Below are 20,466 nucleotides of genomic sequence, written 5' to 3' on the forward strand. Positions count from 1 at the left end.
AATCTCGTCACTTTTGACAGTTTCGGGCCGTTCTGCGACCGGGCAAAACATTCAGTAATTTAATAAGATATTGAAAATATTTATCTTTCTGAAATCGGGCCTGTTTTGGTGTGGATTACAATGGCAGCCCGCCATCCTTCAGGCATAGTCGCGCGAGCCGAAAATCGCCGAGCCGACCCGCACATGGGTCGCACCAAAACCGACGGCAACCGCGTAATCGGCGGACATGCCCATGGACAGCTGCTCAAGCCCGTTGCGCCTGGCGATCTTTTCCAGAAGCGCAAAATGCTCACCCGGCGCTTCTTCCACCGGCGGAATGCACATCAGGCCGATAATGGGAAGACCCACCTCTTCCCGGCAATAAGCAACAAAGGCGTCCACCTCCTTCGGTGGAATACCCGCCTTTTGCGGTTCCTCGCCGGTATTGACCTGGATGAAACAGGGCAACTGCCGGTCCTGCTTGTCCATCTCGGCCTTGAGCGCCTTGGCGATCTTCGGCCGATCCACCGTGTGAATGACGTCGAAGGTCGCCACCGCCTCCTTGGCCTTGTTCGATTGCAACGGCCCGATCAGATGCAGCTCGATGCCGGCAAAATCCTCGCGCAGGCCAGGCCACTTGTGCATGGCTTCCTGCACCCGGTTTTCGCCGAACACAAGCTGGCCGGCCTCCAGAACAGGCCGGATCTCCTCCGCTTCGAAAGTCTTGGAAACCGCAATCAGGGTCACAGACCCGGTCTCCCGGCCATTTTCGGCTTCCGCGTCGCGGATATCAGCCTGGACGGAGGCAAGGCGGTCTGCGGCTGTTGTCATTGGGAAATCCTCGATTGGTCGGGTGTGTCCCTCTCTTATGCCTGTTGGCGCATCAATCTCAAGAGCCCTTTGCCTTTTGAACCTGAGCGCTCGCTTCCATCGCAAACGCCGTTTTAAGCCACATGTATTCGATAGAATTCATCATTTCCTAGTGTTTTCTGGTAAGCTTCTTTACTCGTCCTCATTTGTGACAAGGGGGAAAAAATGAACCGCATCGGTTCATTTTTCTGCTGTTGGGCAGTTCTAATATTCCTGAGAACCACACCGATACGTAGTGAAACCTTCACGTTCGCGGTGGGAGAGTGGCCGCCTTACATTACCTCGCAGAGCCCCGGCCTTGGCAGTCACACACAAACCGTCAAACGGATTTTCGACAATGCCGGCATAGATCTGGAGTTTGAGTTCCTGCCTTGGCAGCGCTCCATGGAAATGACGAAAAACGGTACGTTTCCCGCGACCTTCTCCTGGTCCTTTACCAAGGAAAGAGCGGAAGATTTCTATTATTCGACCCTGTCCATCGACAAGATCAGATACGTGCATTTCTACCGCAAGGACCGCTTTCCGGATGGTTTGGGACCGCTCAATTTCGGCATGCTCCGGCACCAGGGCCTGTCGGTGGTGGCGGTGAAAAACTACTGGTACGACAAACCGCTCACCAAGGCAGGCGTTAATGTCCACTTCGTGGTCACGGAAGAACAGGCCTGGTCCATGCTGTTCCACAAGCGGGCCGACATCTATATCGAGAGCCTTCAGGTCGGGGAAATCCAGAAACGCGAATTCCTAGGAGACGACGCGGACAACATTGCTCACACGGGTCCCTTTCGCGAGATCCCGATGTTCATCCTGTTCAGCAAGGCGCATCCGGACGGTCGGAAACTGCTAAAACTCTGGGAGGCCTACGCGGCGCTGAATTAAACTCGTCCTGCCATCGGGACGGCAAAAGGATGAAGGACATCTGGGAGCAGGAAACCGCTTTGGACAACAAAGAAACGCGGGAACCGGCCATTCGATAGCTTTACGAATGCGGCATTGCGAAATAAACAGGTTCCCGCAAGATCAAACTTCCAACCGCATGTTGACCCCGGACCCGATTTCTGGTGACAGTCCGGCAGTCATTCACTCAGCAAATCCGCCGGATCCGGCGGCAAGAACAAACGGCACATTTGATGGCAACGGAACGGTACAATGCGCGCGAAGTGGAAGCGCGCTGGCAAAAGATCTGGAACGACAAGGACGTTTTCGTCACGCATAACGACGATCCCCGTGACAAGTACTACGTCCTTGAAATGTTTCCCTACCCGTCCGGCCGTATCCACATGGGCCATGTGCGCAACTACGCCATGGGCGACGTGGTTGCCCGTTTCAAACGGGCCAAGGGCTTCAATGTTCTGCATCCGATGGGCTGGGACGCGTTCGGCATGCCGGCGGAAAACGCGGCCATGCAGAACAAGGTCCATCCCAAGGACTGGACCTATGAAAACATCGCCACCATGCGCGACCAGCTCAAGATCATGGGCCTGTCCCTCGACTGGAGCCGGGAATTCGCCACCTGCGACGTCGGCTATTACACCCAGCAGCAGCGCCTGTTCCTGAAATTCCTGGAAGCTGGCCTGGTCTACCGCAAGAACGCAAAGGTCAACTGGGACCCGGTCGACATGACCGTTCTCGCCAACGAGCAGGTGATCGACGGCCGCGGCTGGCGTTCCGGAGCGCTGGTGGAACAGCGTGAACTGACCCAGTGGTTCTTCAAGATCTCCGATTATTCGGAAGACCTGCTGGACGCAATCGACACGCTCGACCGCTGGCCGGACAAAGTCCGGTTGATGCAGAAAAACTGGATCGGCCGTTCCGAAGGCCTGCGGGTGCGGTTCGAGTTTACCGAAACCGCCCCGACCGGCGACAAGACGCTCGAAATCTTCACCACCCGCCCGGACACGCTGTTCGGCGCGTCCTTCATGGGCCTGTCTCCGGACCACCCGATCTCGGCGAAGCTGGCAGAAGGCAATCCGGAGCTGAAAGCTTTTATCGAGGAATGCCGCCGGGTCGGCACTTCCGAAGAAGCCATTGAAAAGGCGGAGAAAAAGGGTATCGACACTGGCCTGCGCGTCAAACATCCGCTGGATACCTCGCTGGAATTGCCGGTCTATGTCGCCAACTTCATTCTGATGGATTACGGCACCGGCGCGATCTTCGCCTGTCCGGCCCACGACCAGCGCGACCTGGATTTCGCCCGCAAATACGGCCTGCCGGTCAAGCCGGTGGTGTTGCCGAAAGATGCGGATCCCGCGACCTTCGAGGTCGGCACCGAGGCCTTTACGGATGACGGCACCATCTTCAATTCCGATTTCATGGACGGCATGTCCATTCCGGATGCCAAGGAAGCCATCGCGAAGAAGCTGGAAGCCGTCACCGTAGACGGCGCGCCGCAGGGCGAGCGCCAGGTGAACTACCGCCTGCGCGACTGGGGTATTTCGCGCCAGCGCTACTGGGGCTGTCCGATCCCGGTCATTCACTGCGACGATTGCGGCGTGGTTCCGGAAAAGGACGAAAACCTGCCGGTACAGCTGCCGGACGACATCAATTTCGACAAGCCGGGCAATCCTCTCGACCGCCATCCAACCTGGCGCGAGACCACATGCCCGAGCTGCGGCAAGCCGGCGAAGCGTGAAACAGACACCATGGACACGTTTGTCGACAGTTCCTGGTATTTCGCCCGCTTCACCGCGCCAGATTGCGACCAACCGACCGATCCGGATGCCGCAAACGGCTGGCTGCCGGTCGATCAGTATATCGGCGGCATCGAACATGCGATCCTGCACCTGCTTTATTCCCGTTTCTTCACCCGCGCGATGCAGAAAGTCGGCGCGCTCGACCTGAAGGAACCGTTCAAGGGCCTGTTCACACAAGGCATGGTCACCCACGAGACCTACCGTGCCGGCGAAGGTGCCAACGGCCGTTGGGTTGCGCCAAGCGACATCCGCATCGAGGAGGTTGACGGAAGCCGCCGCGCGGTTCTGGTGGAAACGGGCGAGGACGTCGCCATCGGCTCGATTGAAAAAATGTCGAAGTCGAAAAAGAACACCGTCGATCCGACCGACATCATCGACACCTACGGTGCCGACACCGCCCGCTGGTTCATGCTGTCCGACAGCCCGCCGGAACGCGATGTCATCTGGACCGAGGACGGCGTCCAGGGCGCATGGCGCTTCGTTCAGCGCGTCTGGCGCCTGATCGGCGACATTTCCGAGAAGACCGAACCGCGCAGCGGCCGGGCGCCGGAAGTTTCCGGCAAGGCGCTGGACCTGCGCCGTGCCAGCCACAAGACATTGCACGCGGTAACCGCAGATCTGGAGGCGCTCGGTTTCAACCGCGCCGTTGCCCGGCTCTATGAATTGGTCAACACGATCAGCAAGACCGTCAATGACAGCGCCAGCGATGCCGGCAGCGAATATGCCGTGCGCGAAGCCGCCGATTTCCTGGTTCATATGATGGCGCCGATGATGCCGCATCTGGCGGAAGAATGCTGGTCAGCGCTCAGCCATGACAATCTGATATCGGAAGCCCCCTGGCCTGCAGCCGATGAAGCCCTGCTGGTCGATGACAGCGTCACCTATCCGATCCAGATCAACGGCAAGAAGCGCGCCGAGCTTTCCATTGCAAAAGAGGCTTCCAAAGAGGAGGTCGAAGCGGCTACGTTGGCACTCGACGCCGTCAAGAAGGCGCTCGAGGGAAAACCGCCGAAGAAGATCATCGTGGTACCGCAAAGGATCGTGAATGTCGTTGTTTGACACTCTTTCCCGCACTGGCGGCGCAACGCGCCGTCTTGGCCTTTGCGTCGGCTTCGCGGCCGCCCTTGTTCTGAGCGGTTGCCAGGTCCGGCCGCTTTATGGCACCGGGTCCGGTGATTTCGCCACGATCGGATCGCCGGTCGCTTCGGAACTCGCCGCGATCGATCTCGAATCGATCAACAGCCAGTTTGCCAATGATGATGCGGCGCGGGTGCTTTACAATGAGCTCACCTACCGCTTTGAGCGTGGCGCGGGCGGTGCCCCGAAAAAATACCGGCTGAAGGTGCTGATGGATGTCGGCAGCTCCGCAGTGGGTGTCGAACGGTTCGCGGACGTGCCTTCCGCCTACACCACCACCATGAACTCCACCTTCGTCCTGAGCGACCTCGCCACTGACGAAACGCTGATGACGGGTCGGGCCTTCAAATCCGCCTCCTATGACTTTTCCAACCAGCGCTTCGCCAACAAACGCGCCTATCGGGACGCCCAGGAACGTGTCGCCAAAGCCGTCGCGGATGACATCGCGGCCCGTATCGCCGGCTATTTTGCCAGCAGTTCCTGACGAGGACCGGGGAGCCGACCGGCCGTGACCGCCCTTAATGCCTCGGAGATCGACCGCTTCATCGCCAACCCGCCGGAAGCCGGCGGCGTTGTGCTTGTCTTCGGGCCGGATACAGGCCTTGTTTCGGAGCGGGCCACCCGGCTGGTTGCGAAAGCCTCCGAAGGCGACAGCGACCCGTTCAACCTCATCAAGATCGACGCCTCGGAAATCAGTTCGGATCCGACTCGTTTGATTGACGAGGTGCTGACAGTGCCTCTCTTCGGCGGCCGGCGGATCGTCTGGGTCAAGGATGCCTCCGGCAAGAACCTCAACCCGGCCGTGGAGCCTGTGCTGAAACTCGACGACTGGCAGACCCTGGTCGTGCTCGAGGCCGGCGACATCAAGAAGGGCGCCGGTCTGCGCAAGCTGATCGAGAGCCACAGACGCGCCGTGGCCCTGCCCTGTTATGCGGACAATGACCGCGGCATTGACCAGCTGATCGACGAGGAAACACGGGAAGCCGGCCTGTCGATCACCCGCGAGGCCCGTGCCACGCTGCACAGCCTTCTTGGCGGCGACCGCATGGCCAGCCGTGGCGAGCTGAAGAAACTCTGCCTCTACGCGCTCCACAAGGGCCGCATCGAGAGCGAGGATATCGAAGCCATCATCGGCGATGCTTCGGCGTTTGAAATGTCGGAGCTGATCGACGCCGCCGCCACCGGCGATTTGGCAATGCTCGATCACGGCCTGGAGCGCCTTGCCGATGCCGGTTCCAAGGCCTCCGTGATCGCCAACCAGACGCTGAAACATTTCCAGCATTTGCACCGGATGCGAATCGATATCGACCAGGGCAAACCGGCCCAGTCCGTCATCGACGGCCAACGCCCGCCGATCTTCTTCTCCCGCAAGCCGAAATTCTCCCAGCAGCTCCGGATCTGGGCCCTGAAGGACCTGGAACGGGCCATGGGCATTCTCAGCGAGGCCACGCGCGTCTCGCGCCTCAACGACGCCCTCGGCGTGCCGGTCCTGTCGGAAGCCCTGCTCACCCTCGGCCGGGCGGCAAGGGCGCGCAGTCAGCGGCGATAGCGGGCTGTAGAGGGATTTTTTCCTCTTATTACCATTGCACTATCCACACCCACCAGCGTCATCCTGAGGAGCGTGTTAACACGCGTCTCGAAGGATCGGCTGCACACTCAGGTACAAGCGGCAGATCCTTCGAGACGGCGCTAAGCGCCTCCTCAGGATGACGCTGGTGGGTGAAGAGACGTCTGGAAGGCCTACAACAAAAAAGGCCGGAGACCGCATGGCGGCTCCGGCTCGTGTTACTAGAATAATATCAGTGACTTAGCGCGTATCCACACCAAGCTTCTTGCAGATTTCGTCAAGCTGCTCCAGCGAGGTGTATTTGATCTTCAGGTCGCCCGATTCCTTGCCCGGCTTGTGGCCGACGGTCACCTTGAGGCCAAGCGTATCCGTCAGGCGCTTTTCCAGGGACTTGGTGTCTGCGTCTTTCTCAGGCTTTGCGCTCGGCGCCTTTTCGCCCTTGAGCTTGGCAAGCGCATCCGGATCCTGGGAGATCTTCTCCGCGTCGCGCACCGTCAGGCCCTTTTCGACGATTAGTTCGGCCAGTGCAGCCGGATCATCGACGGTGATCAGGGCGCGGGCATGACCGGCGGTCAAAAGGCCTTCGGCAAGGTAGTCTTTTACCGAGTTCGGCAGCTTCAACAACCGCATGGTGTTGGCGACATGGCTGCGGCTCTTGCCGATCACCTTGGCGAGCTCACCCTGGCTGTAGCTGAATTCCGCCGTCAGCTGCTCGTAACCCATTGCCTCTTCGATCGGATTGAGATCGGCACGCTGGACGTTTTCGATAATGGCAAGCTCTAGCGCTTCCTGGTCGGTGACGTCGCGGATGATGATTGGCGCTTCGTGAAGCCCGGCACGCTGCGCCGCGCGCCAGCGCCGTTCGCCGGCGATGATTTCAAATCGGTCGGATTTGCCGGCCGCCGGCCGGACCAGGATCGGCTGCACGATGCCCTTGGCCTTGAGGGACTCAGCCAGATCTGCCAGATCCTTCTCGGTAAAGGTCTTGCGTGGGTTGCGCGGGTTCGGCACCAGATGCTCGATCGGCACCTTGCGACTGTCCCGGACAATCTTTTCCGGCGGTGCGGCCGCCTCTGGGGCCGAGTCCCCGATCAGAGCCGCGAGACCCCGGCCCAAACGCTTGTTCTTGATATCTTTTTCCGCCATGCCGCACCTTCTTCTTTTTATATTTCAACAAGTTACCCCGCGACAGAGAGTGGCCCGGCCGTCGCGGTTACAAAGTGTTCAGTTCGGATCCGAATCCAAAGCCTCTGATCAGGCTGCAACCTTGCGCAACTCGCGCTCGCGCTGGATGATCTCCGACGCCAGCCGCAGATAGGCCTGGCTGCCGGCGCATTTCAGATCGTAAAGCAGCGCCGGCTTGCCATAGGACGGCGCTTCCGAAATGCGCACATTGCGCGGAATGATGGTTTCGTAGACCGCATCGCCCATGGTCTCGCGCACATCGGCGACGACCTGGCTGGAGAGGTTGTTGCGGCTGTCATACATGGTCAGGACGATGCCATGAATGCTGAGCTCGGCATTGAGCGCCTGTTTGACCTGCTCGACCGTGCTGAGCAGCTGGCTGAGACCTTCCAGTGCAAAGAACTCGCATTGCAGCGGCACCAGGATCGAATGCGATGCGGACAGTGCATTGATGGTCAGAAGGTTCAGAGACGGCGGGCAGTCGACCAGAACGTAGGTAAAGCCGATTTCCTGGAACAGGCGCGAGCGGGTCAGGCCCTCGATGGCCTTGCGCAGCCGGAACGCCCGGTCGCTGGTCGATGCAATCTCGAGTTCCAGTCCCAGAAGGTCCATGGTCGACGGCGCGACCCAGAGCCGCTGTACGGCTGTTTCACGGACAGCTTCGGCCAGCGAGCAATCGCCACTGAGGATTTCGTAAGTCGACAGGCCCCGGTCACGATGTTCGATGCCGAGACCGGTCGAGGCGTTGCCCTGGGGATCGAGATCGATCACCAGCACCTTTTCGCCAATGGCCGCCAGCGCCGTGCCGAGATTGATGGCGGTCGTGGTTTTCCCCACCCCGCCTTTCTGGTTCGCCAGCGCGAGAACGCGCGGCGCATCGGGAAGCATGCTCATTGCAACAATACCTTCCAAGGCTACTCCGGCCGGGCTGAAATATTGGAGAAAAGAAGCATCCGGCTCATTGGATCAACAAGACTGGTCTTTTCTACCATGTCGAAGTCCCATCGGGCAGTGGCTTCGTTAACTTCTCTCTGAAAATCCTGACCTTTGTGGAAAACGGCCTTCGCGCCTTGCGCGGTGAACGGCTCGGCGAGCTGAAAAAGCAGGTCCAGCGAGGCCAGGGCCCGGGCCGACACCGCATCGACCGGTCCGTGCGCCCATGTTTTCGCAACCGATTCGATCCGGCCCGGATGGACGGTTCCCGTCGACCCAGTCTCGCGCAGCGCTGTTCTGAGGAAGGCCGCCTTGCGCTGATTGCTCTCGATCATATGCACATGCGCATCCGGGACATCGGCCAGAAGGATCGCGGTGATCACACCGGGAAAGCCCCCGCCGCTGCCGATATCCACCCAGGTCTTCGCCTCTGGATAACTCCACTGGGTTTGCAGACTGTCGGCCACATGCCGGGTCCAGATGTCGGGAATGGTCGACGGCGCAATGAGGTTTTGTGCGGGTTGCCACTTCAAAACCAGGTCGACATAGACCTGCAGACGTTCCAACGTTTCACGTGAAACATCCCCAAACTTATACACAGCCTGTCCAGAGCTGTTCAACACAACCGGACGCCCCATCAGGCAGCGCCCCGCTGGCTCTGGCGTTTCAGATGCGACAGGATCAGGGTCAGTGCCGCCGGGGTCATGCCATCCATGCGCGAGGCCTGGCCAAGGGTCGCCGGCCGGATATCCGTGAGCTTCTGCTTGACCTCATTGGACAGGCCGGTGATCGCTTCGTAGTCGAAACCATCGGGGATATTCAAGGCTTCGTCGCGCTTGAGCGCTTCGATATCGGCCGCTTGACGATCCAGGTAAACGGCGTAAAGGGCATCGGTTGCCACCTGCTCCGCAATTGCCGGATCGATCTCACCCAGTTCCGGCCAGACCGCCGTCAGCCCCTCATAGGTCACATTCGGATAGGACAGAAGATCGAAGGCCGAGCGGCGGACACCGTCCTGGTTGACAGGCAGGCCTTTTTTCTGGGCTTCCGACGGTGTCACGGTCAGCTGCTTGAGCAGATCCCGGGCCGCCCCGATCTTTGCCATCTTGTCGTCAAACGCCTGACGACGTGTCTCCGAAACAAAGCCGGCGGCAATCCCAAGCGGCGTCAGACGCTGGTCCGCATTGTCCGCCCGGAGCGAAAGGCGATACTCGGCGCGCGAGGTAAACATGCGATAAGGCTCGGTGATGCCCCTTGTGATCAGGTCGTCGATCATCACGCCGATATAACCCTCGGAGCGGTCGACCACAAAAGGCTCCTTGCCGGCCGCCTTCAGTGCGGCGTTGAGGCCGGCCACAAGACCCTGTGCCCCCGCCTCTTCATAACCCGTGGTGCCGTTGATCTGCCCGGCCAGATACAGCCCCGGACAGCGCTTGGCTTCCAGGGTCGGCCTGAGCTCGCGCGGATCGACATGGTCGTATTCAATGGCATAACCCGGCTGCAACACCTCGACCTCCTCCAGACCCGGAATGGTTCTGAGGAAAGCGATCTGCGCGTCTTCCGGCAGCGAGGTGGAAATACCGTTCGGATAGACAGTATGGTCGTCCAGCCCTTCCGGTTCCAGGAAGATCTGGTGGCCGTCCCGGTCGCCAAAACGCACGATCTTGTCCTCGATGGACGGGCAGTAGCGCGGTCCACGCCCCTTGATCTCGCCGGAATACATGGCGGACCGGGACAGGTTGTCCCGAATGATCTTGTGGGTTTCCGGTGTCGTCCGAGTGATGTGGCACGGGATCTGAGGCGTCTCGATCTTCTCCGTCAATGTGGAGAACGGGATCGGGTCTTCGTCACCGGGCTGTTCTTCCAGTCGGTCCCAGTGGATCGTTCGGCCATCAAGGCGCGCCGGCGTCCCGGTCTTCAGCCGCCCGAGTTCAAAACCGATCTCTTCCAGGGAGACCGAGAGACCCAGGGCCGGCGCTTCGCCAGAGCGGCCAGCCGGAATCTTCTGATCGCCGATATGGATCAGTCCACGCAGGAAGGTGCCGCTGGTCAGCACAATTGCCTTGCAATGAACGACACGGCCGTCGGCAAGGTCGAGACCCGCCACGCGGCGGCTAGCACCCTCTCCATCGAAGCGGATCTTGTGGGCTTCGCCTTCCACGACGGCGAGACCCTCGATGGCAGAGATCTCCCGCTGCATCGCTTCCCGGTAGAGCTTACGGTCGGCCTGGGCGCGCGGCCCGCGCACGGCCGGCCCCTTGCGCCGGTTGAGCATGCGGAACTGGATCCCGCCCTGATCTGCGACCCGGCCCATCAGACCATCCAGCGCATCGATCTCACGAACCAGATGCCCCTTGCCCAGACCGCCGATGGCGGGATTGCAGGACATCACCCCGATGGTCTCGAAGCGATGGGTCACGAGCGCCGTTTCGGCACCGGCGCGCGCGGCAGCACTCGCAGCCTCGCAGCCCGCATGGCCGCCGCCGATCACCACCACATCGAATGTCAGTTCCTGGTCGATCATAGTCTCTACCGTTCGCGGAACCCGATGGTTCAACAACCAGGGCCCGGCATTGTCCGGATCGGTTTTTAAGGATCAATGTCCGGCACATCGCCAGACTAGCACAGGCCGGCTGAACCGGCACATATTCGGGGGATCTTATAGGCCGGGTTACCCTTGGGGTCAAAGCGGAATTCCGCACCGCATATCAGACCGCCACCGGAAGCGGATCTGCCTCCACCTGGGGATCGGCACATGATTCACGTGAAACATGTTCCGGTTCTGAATCGATCCCCGGAACCCTTGTGATGATTCACGTGAAACAGGTCACTTGCCGATACAGAAATCCCGGAAGATGACATCGAGCAAATCTTCCACATCGATCCGCCCGGTGATCCGCCCGAGCGCATCCGCGGCCCGGCGCAGATCCTCCGCCCGGAGTTCGGTCGGCAAATGGTGAGAGTCGACCGCCGTCCGCAGGCCCGACAGGCACTCCTTCAGGTAATGCCGGTGCCGCTCTCGTGTCGCCAGAGGTGCCTCGCCTAAGGAAATGGTTTCCTCTGCAAAACGAGTCAGGCGGTTAAACAGCAGTGTCATGCCCTCCGCACTCTTGCTGGAACAAGCAATCTCAACGATCGTTCCGGAAGAGTCTTGTTTCGGAAGAGTCTCAAGATCGCTCTTTGTCCGCACAGTCCAGACCGGCACATTGGCCCGCATATCCTCCGGCAGCCCAGCCGAGGGATCGTCTTGCGCCACGCCGCACGGTTCCACAGCCCATAGGATCAGGTCCGCCGCCCGCCCCTTTTCCTCGGCCCGTCTGATCCCTTCCTTTTCAACAACGCCCTCGGTCTGACGCAGACCGGCCGTGTCGACCAGGGTCACCGGATAGCCGCCAAGATCCAGATGCACTTCGATCACATCCCGGGTCGTGCCCGCTTCCTCCGTGACGATAGCAACATCCCGGCCGGCAATGGCATTCAGCAAGCTCGACTTGCCGGCATTGGGAGCACCCATCAGCACCACCTGCAGGCCGGAGCGCAGCCGTTCGCCACTCTTCGAGCGGACCAGGTGATCCTCGATCTCGTCATGCAGTTCGCTTGCCTCGCCCCAGACCTCGTCGGCGACGCTGCCGGGTATGTCCTCTTCATCGGCAAAATCGAAGTCAGCCTCGATCATTGCCCGCATATGGATCAGCCGTTTGCGCCAGTCCTCGTAGAGCGCACCAAGCGCCCCGCCCATCTGCCGCAGCGCCTGCCGCCGCTGGCTTTCCGTTTCCGCGGCAATCAGGTCCGCCAGTCCCTCAACCTCGGTCAGGTCCATGCGCCCCCGGTCAAAGGCCCTTCGGGTGAACTCCCCTGCCTCCGCCGGCCGGCAATCTTCAAACCCGCCGAGCACCGCCAGCAGTCCACTGACCACCGCCCGGCCACCATGACACTGGAACTCCGCCACGTCCTCGCCGGTAAAGCTGGCCGGCCCCTCGAAATAGAGAACAACCGCTTCATCCAGCACTTCACCCGTTTGGGGATGCACCAGCCTGGCCAGCATGGCCTTGCGCGGGTCCGGCAGGCGGCCGGCCAGGCATTCGACGATCTCCCGGGTCCTGGGTCCGGACACACGGATCACCGCCACACCGGACGGCACCGCTCCGCTGGAAAGCGCAAAGATCGTGTCTGCCATGTGTTCTCTTTCAACCGGCCTCAAAGATTGGACCGCTTCATTATCAAGTCTGGCCGCCGACCGGAAGATCATCCGCAGCCCGTTCCGCGGGCGAATCGAAGTTGAGGCCGGTTTCCGATTGCTCCGGGAAGAGATGTTTCACGTGAATCAAATCACGCGGTCTGAGACCTAACCTGCCTAACAACCCCACTTCCGTCATCCTGAGGAGGTCCGCCAGGACCGTCTCGAAGGATGGGCCAAGAACTCCGTCAGAACATATAAACGATCCTTCGAGACAGCGCTGCGCGCTTCCTCAGGATGACGCTCTTGCTTGATTGAGAGACGTTGCCAAACAGTTGAATTACCCAAATCGGAACCGATTCAAATCGCGGCTCCTGTGAGAATGGCACATCGTATTTCTCGACCTGCCTCACTACTCCCCCTGTCGACATCCTGAAGAGGTTCGTGGGGACCGTCTCGAAGGATGGGCCAGGAACTCCTCGGAGCAAGAAGCCCATCCTTTGAGACAGCGCATTCGCGCTTCCTCAGGATGACGCTTTTTTGTACGGAGTCCCATAAGGGAATTGGGATCAACCCGTATCGGAGCCGATTCAAAAACACGGATTCACGTGAAACAGAACCATGGCCTCAGCAAGCATTGTCCGTCGGTGTTTCACGTGAATCCCGCGCGCAACGATAACGTTCCCTAGCCGGTCTGCTTCTTCCAGTCCGCCTTGGACAACCGGTAAAGAACATGCATGGAGCATGGATGATCTTCCGGGATCGCCGGGTGTCTAAAGTCACCGGCAAGGTCCCGTGCCATGCCGATCCGCTTCATGACCTTCTGCGATGGTAGATTGTCAGGAATCGTGAACGAGACGATCTCCTCAAGTCCCACCGTTTCAAATCCGAATCGAAGCCACGCCCGGGCAGCCTCGCTCGCATAACCCTTCCCCCAAGCGGATTGTTTCAGGCGCCAGCCGATTTCAACGCTCGGGTCGAATGGCGCCGGCATGTCGGGATTGGAACTGTTGAGCCCGACAAAGCCGATGAACTCACCTGTCTCCCTGATCTCGACCGGTAGCAGGCAAAATCCTTCTGCGTCCAATTTGTCCATGCTCTTGGAAATCAGCAGCGCTGACCGGTCCCGCGGCCAGAGATCCGGAAAGTAACGCATGACTTCTGGGTCGGCGCACATCTCGGCAAAGGGATCGAGATCTTCGTCTTTCCAGGAACGCAGGATCAGGCGCTCGGTCTCGAGCAGAAAAGTCTTGGTCATGAAACGCATCCGAATCAAAAGGAAAATGAGGATTCACGTGAAACAGCGAACCTTAACAAAAAGTAAAGGCGCGAACCCTGCCCGGGCCGCGCCTTTGGATAGTGTCGGATCCGGTTCGGATCAAGTGTTCATGCTGTCGAAGAAATCGTCGTTGGACTTGGTCTGCTTCAGCTTGTCGAGCAGGAACTCGACCGCGTCGACGGTGCCCATCGGGTTGAGGATCCGGCGCAGAACGAAGGTCTTCTTGAGACGCTCGTGCGGAACCAGAAGCTCTTCCTTGCGGGTGCCGGAGCGCTGGATGTCGATCGCCGGATAGACACGCTTGTCGGAAATCTTGCGGTCCAGGATAATTTCGGAGTTACCCGTGCCCTTGAACTCTTCGAAGATGACTTCGTCCATACGGCTGCCGGTGTCGATCAGCGCGGTCGCGATGATGGTCAGCGAACCGCCCTCTTCGATGTTACGCGCGGCGCCGAAGAAACGCTTCGGCCGCTGCAGGGCGTTGGCGTCGACACCACCGGTCAGAACCTTACCGGAAGACGGCACGACAGTGTTGTAGGCACGGCCGAGACGGGTAATGGAATCCAGCAGGATAACAACGTCGCGGCCATGCTCGGTCAGGCGCTTGGCCTTCTCGATCACCATCTCGGCAACCTGCACGTGGCGGGAGGCCGGTTCGTCGAAGGTTGACGAGACCACTTCACCGTTCACGGTACGCTGCATGTCGGTCACTTCTTCCGGACGCTCATCGATCAGGAGAACGATCAGGTAGCATTCCGGATGATTGGTGGTGATCGACTTGGCGATGTTCTGCAGGAAGACGGTCTTACCCGTGCGCGGCGGCGCGGTGATCAGGGCGCGCTGGCCCTTGCCGAGCGGCGCAACCAGGTCGATGACCCGGGAGGAGAGATCCTTGATGGTCGGATCTTCGATCTCCATCCGGAAGCGTTCGTCCGGATAAAGCGGTGTCAGATTGTCGAAGTGAACCTTATGCCGGGCTTTTTCCGGATCTTCGAAATTGATGGTGTTCACTTTCAGAAGGGCGAAGTAGCGCTCGCCTTCTTTCGGGCTGCGAATCTGCCCTTCGACGGTGTCCCCTGTCCGCAGGGAAAAGCGGCGGATCTGCGAGGGCGAGACATAGATGTCGTCAGGGCCCGGCAGGTAATTCGCGTCGGGAGAGCGGAGGAAGCCGAAGCCGTCCTGCAGCACCTCGACGACGCCTTCGCCGATAATTTCCACATCCTGAGCCGCGAGGTTTTTCAGGATGGCGAACATCAGCTCCTGCTTGCGCATGGTGCTGGCGTTTTCGACTTCGAGCTCCTCGGCAACTTGGAGCAGCTCTGTCGGTGTTTTTGCTTTTAGATCTTTAAGTTTCATTTCCCGCATCGAGTTTGGGTTCTTGATGTTGTTATGGATGATGTTCGGAAGGTCGTTCTGAGCCAGGAGAGATGGGTCGGCCAGAAGATATCTGAGAGACTTTTAGACGTGTCCAGATTGCACGGCGTCTGCGGAGCGATTGAAAACGAACGCTGCGCCGTTTGAAGATGGGCGGAAGATACGTTGTTTTATGTGAAAGCGCAAGCCGCGAAATCTGCCACTTTTTAGGGTCAGGACAGATCAATCCAGCCATGAAAAAGGCAGCCACCCTGCGGCAGCTGCCTTGGTACTGCACCTGTACGGTCCGGTCAGAACGGCTTGACGATCACGAAGATGACAATCCCGATCATCAACACAGTCGGCACCTCGTTGAGGATCCGGTAATAGCGCGCCGTTTTTTTGTTCTCATCCTTGGCGAAGGTCTTCACGCAGCGGCTCAGATGCCCATGCACACTGGACATCACAAGCACCAGGGCGAACTTGGCGTGAAACCAGCCGTCATGCCAGGCCTGCAGCTCCCAGGCCATCCACAGGCCGAACACCCAGGCCGCGATCATGGCCGGATTGATGATGGCTTTCAGAAGCCGTCGCTCCATCACCTTGAAGGTTTCGGACTGGACCGAACCCGGTTCCGCATCGACGTGATAGACGAACAGCCGCGGCAGGTAGAGCATGCCCGCCATCCAGGCGATCACTGAAATCACATGCAGCGCCTTGATCCATAAAAACAGATCCATCGCCTAGCCCTTCCTGACCAGGTCGATCATGCGCGCCACATTGTCCGGATCCGCGTCCGGCGTCACGCCATGGCCGAGATTGAACACCAGCGGTCCCTTGTCGAAGGTTCTCAGAATATGCTCGACGCCTTCCTCCAGCGCCTGGCCTCCCGCGACCAGCCGCATCGGATCGAGATTACCCTGGATCGGCACTTTCTTCTGGATCTCCAGAGCGACTTCGTCCGGAGCCGTCCAATCGAAACCGACCGCATCCACGCCGGTGCCTTCGATAAAAGCTTTCATCCGAGCGGAGGATGCCTTGGGGAAACCGATGATCTTGGCGTTTGGCCGCACAGCCTTCACACCTTCGACAATCCGTCGGGTCGGCTCGATCGACCAGCGTTTGAAGCCTGCTCCATCCAGGACACCGGCCCAGGTATCGAAGATCTGAACCGCATCCGCGCCGGCATCGAGCTGACGGATCAAATAGCGGATCGAGGCAGTGACCAGCTGATCGATGAAGCGCTGCATCAGATCCGGATCCCGGTAGGCGCCGACACGCGCGGCAACCTGATCCTGGGTGGTATGACCGGCGACAGAATAGCAAGCGACGGTCCAGGGAGCGCCACAGAAGCCCAGCAGGGTGGTTTCAGCGGGAAGCTCCGCCCGAAGACGCGAAACCGTCTCTATGACCGGTTTGAGATGATCCTCGGCCCGATCCTGTTCCAGACGGTCCAGGAGATCGGAAGACAGAGGTTCGAGAACCGGACCACGTCCTTCTTCAAAACGAACCGGGTACCCGATGGCGTCCGGTACGACGAAGATGTCGGAAAACAGAATGCTTGCATCAAAGCCATACCGGCGGATCGGCTGGAGAGTGACCTCGGTTGCGAGATCGGGCGTATAGCAGAACTCCAGGAAGTTTGCCGCTTTCTTCCGGGTCTCTCTGTATTCGGGGAGATAGCGCCCTGCCTGACGCATCATCCAGACGGGTGGTGGCCAGAGCTTCTCTCCTGAGAGAACCCGCATCACGGCCCTGTCTTTGGATTTCATGAGGTCGCCTTTCCCACATTTCAAATCAATAAAGATTCTTATTTTGAATCTGTTTTTTTTATTAGAGCGTGGATTACCGGGATCATTTTCTGTCCACAATCCATGCCGCCGAATTTCTCGCCGGGAAAAATCCGCCACCTTGTTAAGTGGAATTCCTCCCCAGGAGTCGATAACAGGAAAAACATCTATGTTACAATCGCTTGTTGGTTTGTTTACGTTTCGTTAAGGAATTGGGCGCTGGTGGATAGTCTGTCGATATGTCACAGCACTCTTGTGAATCCACATCCATGCACAACCGTTTCGGCATCGGTTTGCGCGCGTTTAAGTATTGTTAACAATTCCAGCTGAGCGGGCATAAACTTCGTGCTAGGCACTGGACTGGAACCAATTTGCCCAATTCATCAACAGGCCTGGGGATGACATCGTGAACAAGTCGAGACACTACTTCCATCTGCACCTGGTGTCCGACTCCACCGGCGAAACGCTGATGACCGTGGCCCGCGCCGCGACGGTCCAATACGAAAATGTCCAGGAAATCGAGCATGTCTATCCGCTGGTGCGCTCGCAGAAACAGCTCGACCGGGTGATCAGCGAAATCAGCAAGGCGCCGGGCATTGTCCTCTACACCCTCGTGGACGAGGAGATCTCAAAGCGGCTGGAACTCAAATGCCGGGAACTCGGCGTGCCGTTCGTGAACATCCTCGATCCGGTTTTCGCGGTGTTCCAGTCCTATCTGAACGTCACCCAGACCCACCGGATCGGCGGTCAGCACGAGCTCGACGCGGAATATTTCCAGCGCATGGAAGCGCTCAACTACACCATGATGCATGACGACGGCCAGATCTGGGACGATCTGGAATCCGCCGATATCGTGTTGCTCGGCATATCACGCACGTCGAAAACCCCGACCTGCATCTATCTGGCCAACCGCGGCATCAAGGCCGCGAATGTGCCGCTGGTGCCGGGTATCCCCTTGCCCGACCATGTCAAGAAGCTGAAAAAACCGATGATTGTCGGCTTGATCGCCTCGGCCGAACGCATTCAACAGATCCGGCGCAACCGCGTGCTGTCCCTGAATTCGGAAGGTTATAACGACACGTATATCGACCGGAAGGAGATTTCCCAGGAGATCAACATGACCCGGCGCTTGTGCTCGGAACAGGGATGGTCGCTGATCGACGTGACCCGCCGCTCCGTCGAGGAGACCGCCGCGGAGATCCTGACCCTTTTCAAGGACTACAAAACCGGGCAGGAAGACAACCCGGAAAACCGATAAGCCGCGAAGTGCGGCAAAACCGAGGGATGGACATGGCACTTGTCTTGGCAAGCGGCAGCAGGATCCGCGCAGAACTCCTGAAAAATGCCGGATTGACGATCGAGGTCGACCCGGCGGATGTGGATGAACGGGCTGTAGAAACGCCGCTTCTGGAAGCGAATTTCCTGCCCGAAGACATTGCGGCGGTTCTGGCGGAGGCCAAGGCCAACGATGTCAGTAACCGCCGGCGTGGCGATCTGGTCATCGGCGCCGACCAGATCCTTGCGTTTGAGGGCGAACGCCGGACCAAGCCGGAAGATATGGAGGCCGCCCGCCGGCAACTCCTGGCCTTTTCCGGCAAGACCCACGAACTGCATTCCGCCGTGGTGATCTCGAAAGACGGCGAAGCCATCTGGCGGCAGGTAACCACCGCGCGTCTGACCATGCGGGTGCTGTCACCTGAATTCATCGGCCATTATCTCGCCAATGCCGGCGACGCGGTTCTTTCCAGCGTTGGCGCCTACCAGCTGGAAAGCCTTGGCGTGCAGCTGTTTGAGAAGATTGACGGCGATTATTTCACCATTCTCGGCCTGCCGCTGTTGCCGCTGCTGGCGGAACTGCGCGCGCTGAAGGTGATCGAGACATGAGCGAAACGGTCCGAAAGGCGGCAATCACCGGCCATCCGGTGGCCCATTCGCGTTCGCCGCTCGTGCATGGCTATTGGCTGAAGAAACATAATATTTCAGGTAGTTACGGTAGAGTTGACGTGCCGCCAGAGGGCGCGGAAGACTTCTACCGGAATTTCGCGCGTTACGGCCTCAATGGCGCCAATGTCACTGTGCCACACAAGGAAGTCGCCGCCGCGGCTTGCGAGTGGCTCGACGAGGCGGCGCGCGCCATGGTCGCGGTCAACACGCTGTGGCTGGACGAGACCGGCCGCCTGTGCGGGGCCAACACCGACGGGCTCGGCTTTCTCGGCAACCTCGACCAATTGGCGCCCGGCTGGGACGTTTCACGTGAATCGGCCGTGGTGTTGGGTGCCGGTGGCGCGGCGCGTGCGGTCGTATGGGCTCTTTTGTCCCGCAAATTCACAACAGTGCATATCGTCAACCGGACCTTTGAAAAAGCCGCAGCTTTGGTTGAAGAATTTGGCTCCGGAACAAAGGCTCACTCTTGGGACAAGCTGGGGACAGTGCTTGGAGAAGCCCAACTTCTGGTCAATACGACCGCGCTTGGCATGACCGGCAAGGCACCGCTTGAAATCGACCTGGCACCGCTGCCGGACACCGCCCTGGTAACCGATATTGTTTATGCGCCCCTCGAGACGGACCTTCTGAAACAGGCGGCCAATCGGGGCCATCAGACCGTGGACGGGCTTGGCATGCTGCTGCACCAGGCCGTGCCCGGCTTTGAGCGCTGGTTTGGTGTGCGACCCGAAGTGGATGACGCATTGCGCAGTCTTGTTCTGGAAGACCTGGGAGTGACAGCGTGATCCGGATCGGCCTCACCGGCTCCATCGGCATGGGCAAGTCGACAACGGCAAAGATGTTCGCGGCCGAAGGCGTGCCCGTGCATGATGCCGATGCCACGGTGCATGCGCTTTATGCCGGCCGGGCAGCGCCGCTGATCGAGGCGGCCTTTCCGGGGACGGTTGTTGACGGCAAGGTCGACCGCACGCTGCTGTCCCCCAAGGTGCTCGGCAAGCCGGAAGCGATGAAGCAGCTCGAAGGCATCGTACATCCGCTGGTGCGCGAGGAAGAGCAGGCGTTTTTGGATAAAGCGCGCGGTGAGCGCCGGCGCTTTGTCATGCTGGACATTCCTTTGCTGTTCGAGACCGGCGGCAGCGACCGCGTCGATGCGGTTGTCGTGGTTACCGCGGACGCCGCAATACAGCGCAAACGAGTGCTGGACCGGCCAGGCATGAGTGAAGACCGGTTCGAGGCGATCCTGGTCAAGCAGATGCCGGATGCCGAAAAACGCCGTCGCGCGCATTTCCTGGTGGATACGGGTCTTGGAATGCACCCGGCGCGCCGCCAGGTCAGGGCGATTTTGAAAGCACTGGCAGGGTGCGGTTAACAAGGCGGTGGCCAGCTTTGTCCGGAAGATGGCCGTGCTTCACCCACAAACGTCATCCTGAGGAGCCGCGTTAGCCCGCATTTCTCAAAGCATTAGGTGCATCGGCCCCAAGAATCTGAGAACATTCTTTTGCAACAGAGAGTTATCAGGTTCTGATGCGGGGTCCGATGCCAACACACTGTATCTGCGAACA

General features: G+C 59.4%; 18 protein-coding genes. 8 read left to right on the forward strand and 10 right to left on the reverse strand.

All coding sequences use genetic code 11. From position 1 onward, the window contains the following. Positions 1-138: 138 nt before the first annotated feature. A complete protein-coding gene (locus tag M0H32_RS27770; protein WP_248159887.1) occupies positions 139-810 on the reverse strand; it encodes a YggS family pyridoxal phosphate-dependent enzyme in 672 nt (223 codons plus the stop codon). 423 nt (positions 811-1,233) lie between these two features. Between M0H32_RS27770 and M0H32_RS27775 the strand changes: the two genes are divergently transcribed. The 4 genes from M0H32_RS27775 (at position 1,234) to holA (ending at position 6,225) form a co-directional block, all read left to right on the forward strand. After that, entirely contained in the window at positions 1,234-1,725 is a 492-nt protein-coding gene (locus M0H32_RS27775) for a type 2 periplasmic-binding domain-containing protein (protein ID WP_425607370.1), read from the forward strand. 251 nt (positions 1,726-1,976) lie between these two features. Beyond that, entirely contained in the window at positions 1,977-4,598 is a 2,622-nt protein-coding gene (gene leuS / locus M0H32_RS27780; protein WP_248159891.1) for a leucine--tRNA ligase, read from the forward strand. Beyond that, positions 4,585-5,160: a hypothetical protein gene (locus M0H32_RS27785; RefSeq protein WP_248159893.1), complete on the forward strand. Its 576-nt coding sequence runs from the start codon at positions 4,585-4,587 to the stop codon at positions 5,158-5,160. Before leuS ends, M0H32_RS27785 begins: the two co-directional genes overlap by 14 nt. A gap of 24 nt (positions 5,161-5,184) precedes the next feature. After that, positions 5,185-6,225 (forward strand): DNA polymerase III subunit delta, encoded by a 1,041-nt coding sequence (gene holA / locus M0H32_RS27790; RefSeq protein ID WP_248159895.1) that lies wholly within the window; start codon positions 5,185-5,187, stop codon positions 6,223-6,225. Between the two features lie 258 nt (positions 6,226-6,483). Here holA and M0H32_RS27795 read toward each other — a convergent pair whose 3' ends face one another. The 9 genes from M0H32_RS27795 to hemE all read right to left on the reverse strand — a co-directional run bounded on the left by M0H32_RS27795 (position 6,484) and on the right by hemE (position 16,942). Beyond that, positions 6,484-7,389, reverse strand: a complete 906-nt coding sequence (locus M0H32_RS27795; protein ID WP_248159897.1) for a ParB/RepB/Spo0J family partition protein — start codon at positions 7,387-7,389, stop codon at positions 6,484-6,486. 108 nt (positions 7,390-7,497) lie between these two features. Further along, a complete protein-coding gene (locus M0H32_RS27800; protein WP_248159899.1) occupies positions 7,498-8,322 on the reverse strand; it encodes a ParA family protein in 825 nt (274 codons plus the stop codon). A 20-nt stretch (positions 8,323-8,342) separates the two neighbouring features. Then, positions 8,343-8,999 carry a 16S rRNA (guanine(527)-N(7))-methyltransferase RsmG gene (gene rsmG, locus M0H32_RS27805; RefSeq protein WP_248159901.1) on the reverse strand — a complete coding sequence of 219 codons (657 nt, stop codon included), beginning with the start codon at positions 8,997-8,999 and terminating at the stop codon, positions 8,343-8,345. Beyond that, positions 8,999-10,885: a tRNA uridine-5-carboxymethylaminomethyl(34) synthesis enzyme MnmG gene (gene mnmG / locus M0H32_RS27810; RefSeq protein ID WP_248159903.1), complete on the reverse strand. Its 1,887-nt coding sequence runs from the start codon at positions 10,883-10,885 to the stop codon at positions 8,999-9,001. Before mnmG ends, rsmG begins: the two co-directional genes overlap by 1 nt. 303 nt (positions 10,886-11,188) lie before the next feature. Continuing rightward, entirely contained in the window at positions 11,189-12,538 is a 1,350-nt protein-coding gene (gene mnmE / locus M0H32_RS27815) for a tRNA uridine-5-carboxymethylaminomethyl(34) synthesis GTPase MnmE (protein ID WP_248159905.1), read from the reverse strand. A gap of 685 nt (positions 12,539-13,223) precedes the next feature. Next, positions 13,224-13,796, reverse strand: coding sequence for a GNAT family N-acetyltransferase (locus M0H32_RS27820; protein ID WP_248159906.1), 573 nt, complete (start codon positions 13,794-13,796; stop codon positions 13,224-13,226). Between the two features lie 120 nt (positions 13,797-13,916). Further along, positions 13,917-15,182 carry a transcription termination factor Rho gene (gene rho, locus M0H32_RS27825; RefSeq protein ID WP_248159907.1) on the reverse strand — a complete coding sequence of 422 codons (1,266 nt, stop codon included), beginning with the start codon at positions 15,180-15,182 and terminating at the stop codon, positions 13,917-13,919. A 299-nt stretch (positions 15,183-15,481) separates the two neighbouring features. After that, complete coding sequence (gene hemJ, locus M0H32_RS27830; protein ID WP_248159908.1) at positions 15,482-15,910, reverse strand: protoporphyrinogen oxidase HemJ; 429 nt, start codon at positions 15,908-15,910, stop codon at positions 15,482-15,484. Positions 15,911-15,913: 3 nt separating this feature from the next. After that, positions 15,914-16,942: a uroporphyrinogen decarboxylase gene (hemE, locus tag M0H32_RS27835; RefSeq protein ID WP_248159909.1), complete on the reverse strand. Its 1,029-nt coding sequence runs from the start codon at positions 16,940-16,942 to the stop codon at positions 15,914-15,916. Between the two features lie 424 nt (positions 16,943-17,366). Here hemE and M0H32_RS27840 point away from each other — a divergent pair, with 424 nt between their 5' ends. The 4 genes from M0H32_RS27840 to coaE are packed head-to-tail and all read left to right on the forward strand — an operon-like array spanning position 17,367 to position 20,273. Next, positions 17,367-18,218, forward strand: coding sequence for a pyruvate, water dikinase regulatory protein (locus tag M0H32_RS27840; RefSeq protein WP_345779391.1), 852 nt, complete (start codon positions 17,367-17,369; stop codon positions 18,216-18,218). Positions 18,219-18,244: 26 nt separating this feature from the next. After that, positions 18,245-18,844 carry a Maf-like protein gene (locus M0H32_RS27845; RefSeq protein WP_248159910.1) on the forward strand — a complete coding sequence of 200 codons (600 nt, stop codon included), beginning with the start codon at positions 18,245-18,247 and terminating at the stop codon, positions 18,842-18,844. Continuing rightward, entirely contained in the window at positions 18,841-19,689 is an 849-nt protein-coding gene (locus M0H32_RS27850) for a shikimate dehydrogenase (RefSeq protein ID WP_248159911.1), read from the forward strand. Before M0H32_RS27845 ends, M0H32_RS27850 begins: the two co-directional genes overlap by 4 nt. Next, entirely contained in the window at positions 19,686-20,273 is a 588-nt protein-coding gene (coaE, locus tag M0H32_RS27855; RefSeq protein ID WP_248159912.1) for a dephospho-CoA kinase, read from the forward strand. Before M0H32_RS27850 ends, coaE begins: the two co-directional genes overlap by 4 nt. The last annotated feature ends 193 nt before the right edge of the window (positions 20,274-20,466 follow it).

The organism is Roseibium sediminicola (assembly GCF_023156505.1).
Classification (GTDB): Bacteria; Pseudomonadota; Alphaproteobacteria; order Rhizobiales; family Stappiaceae; genus Roseibium; species Roseibium sediminicola.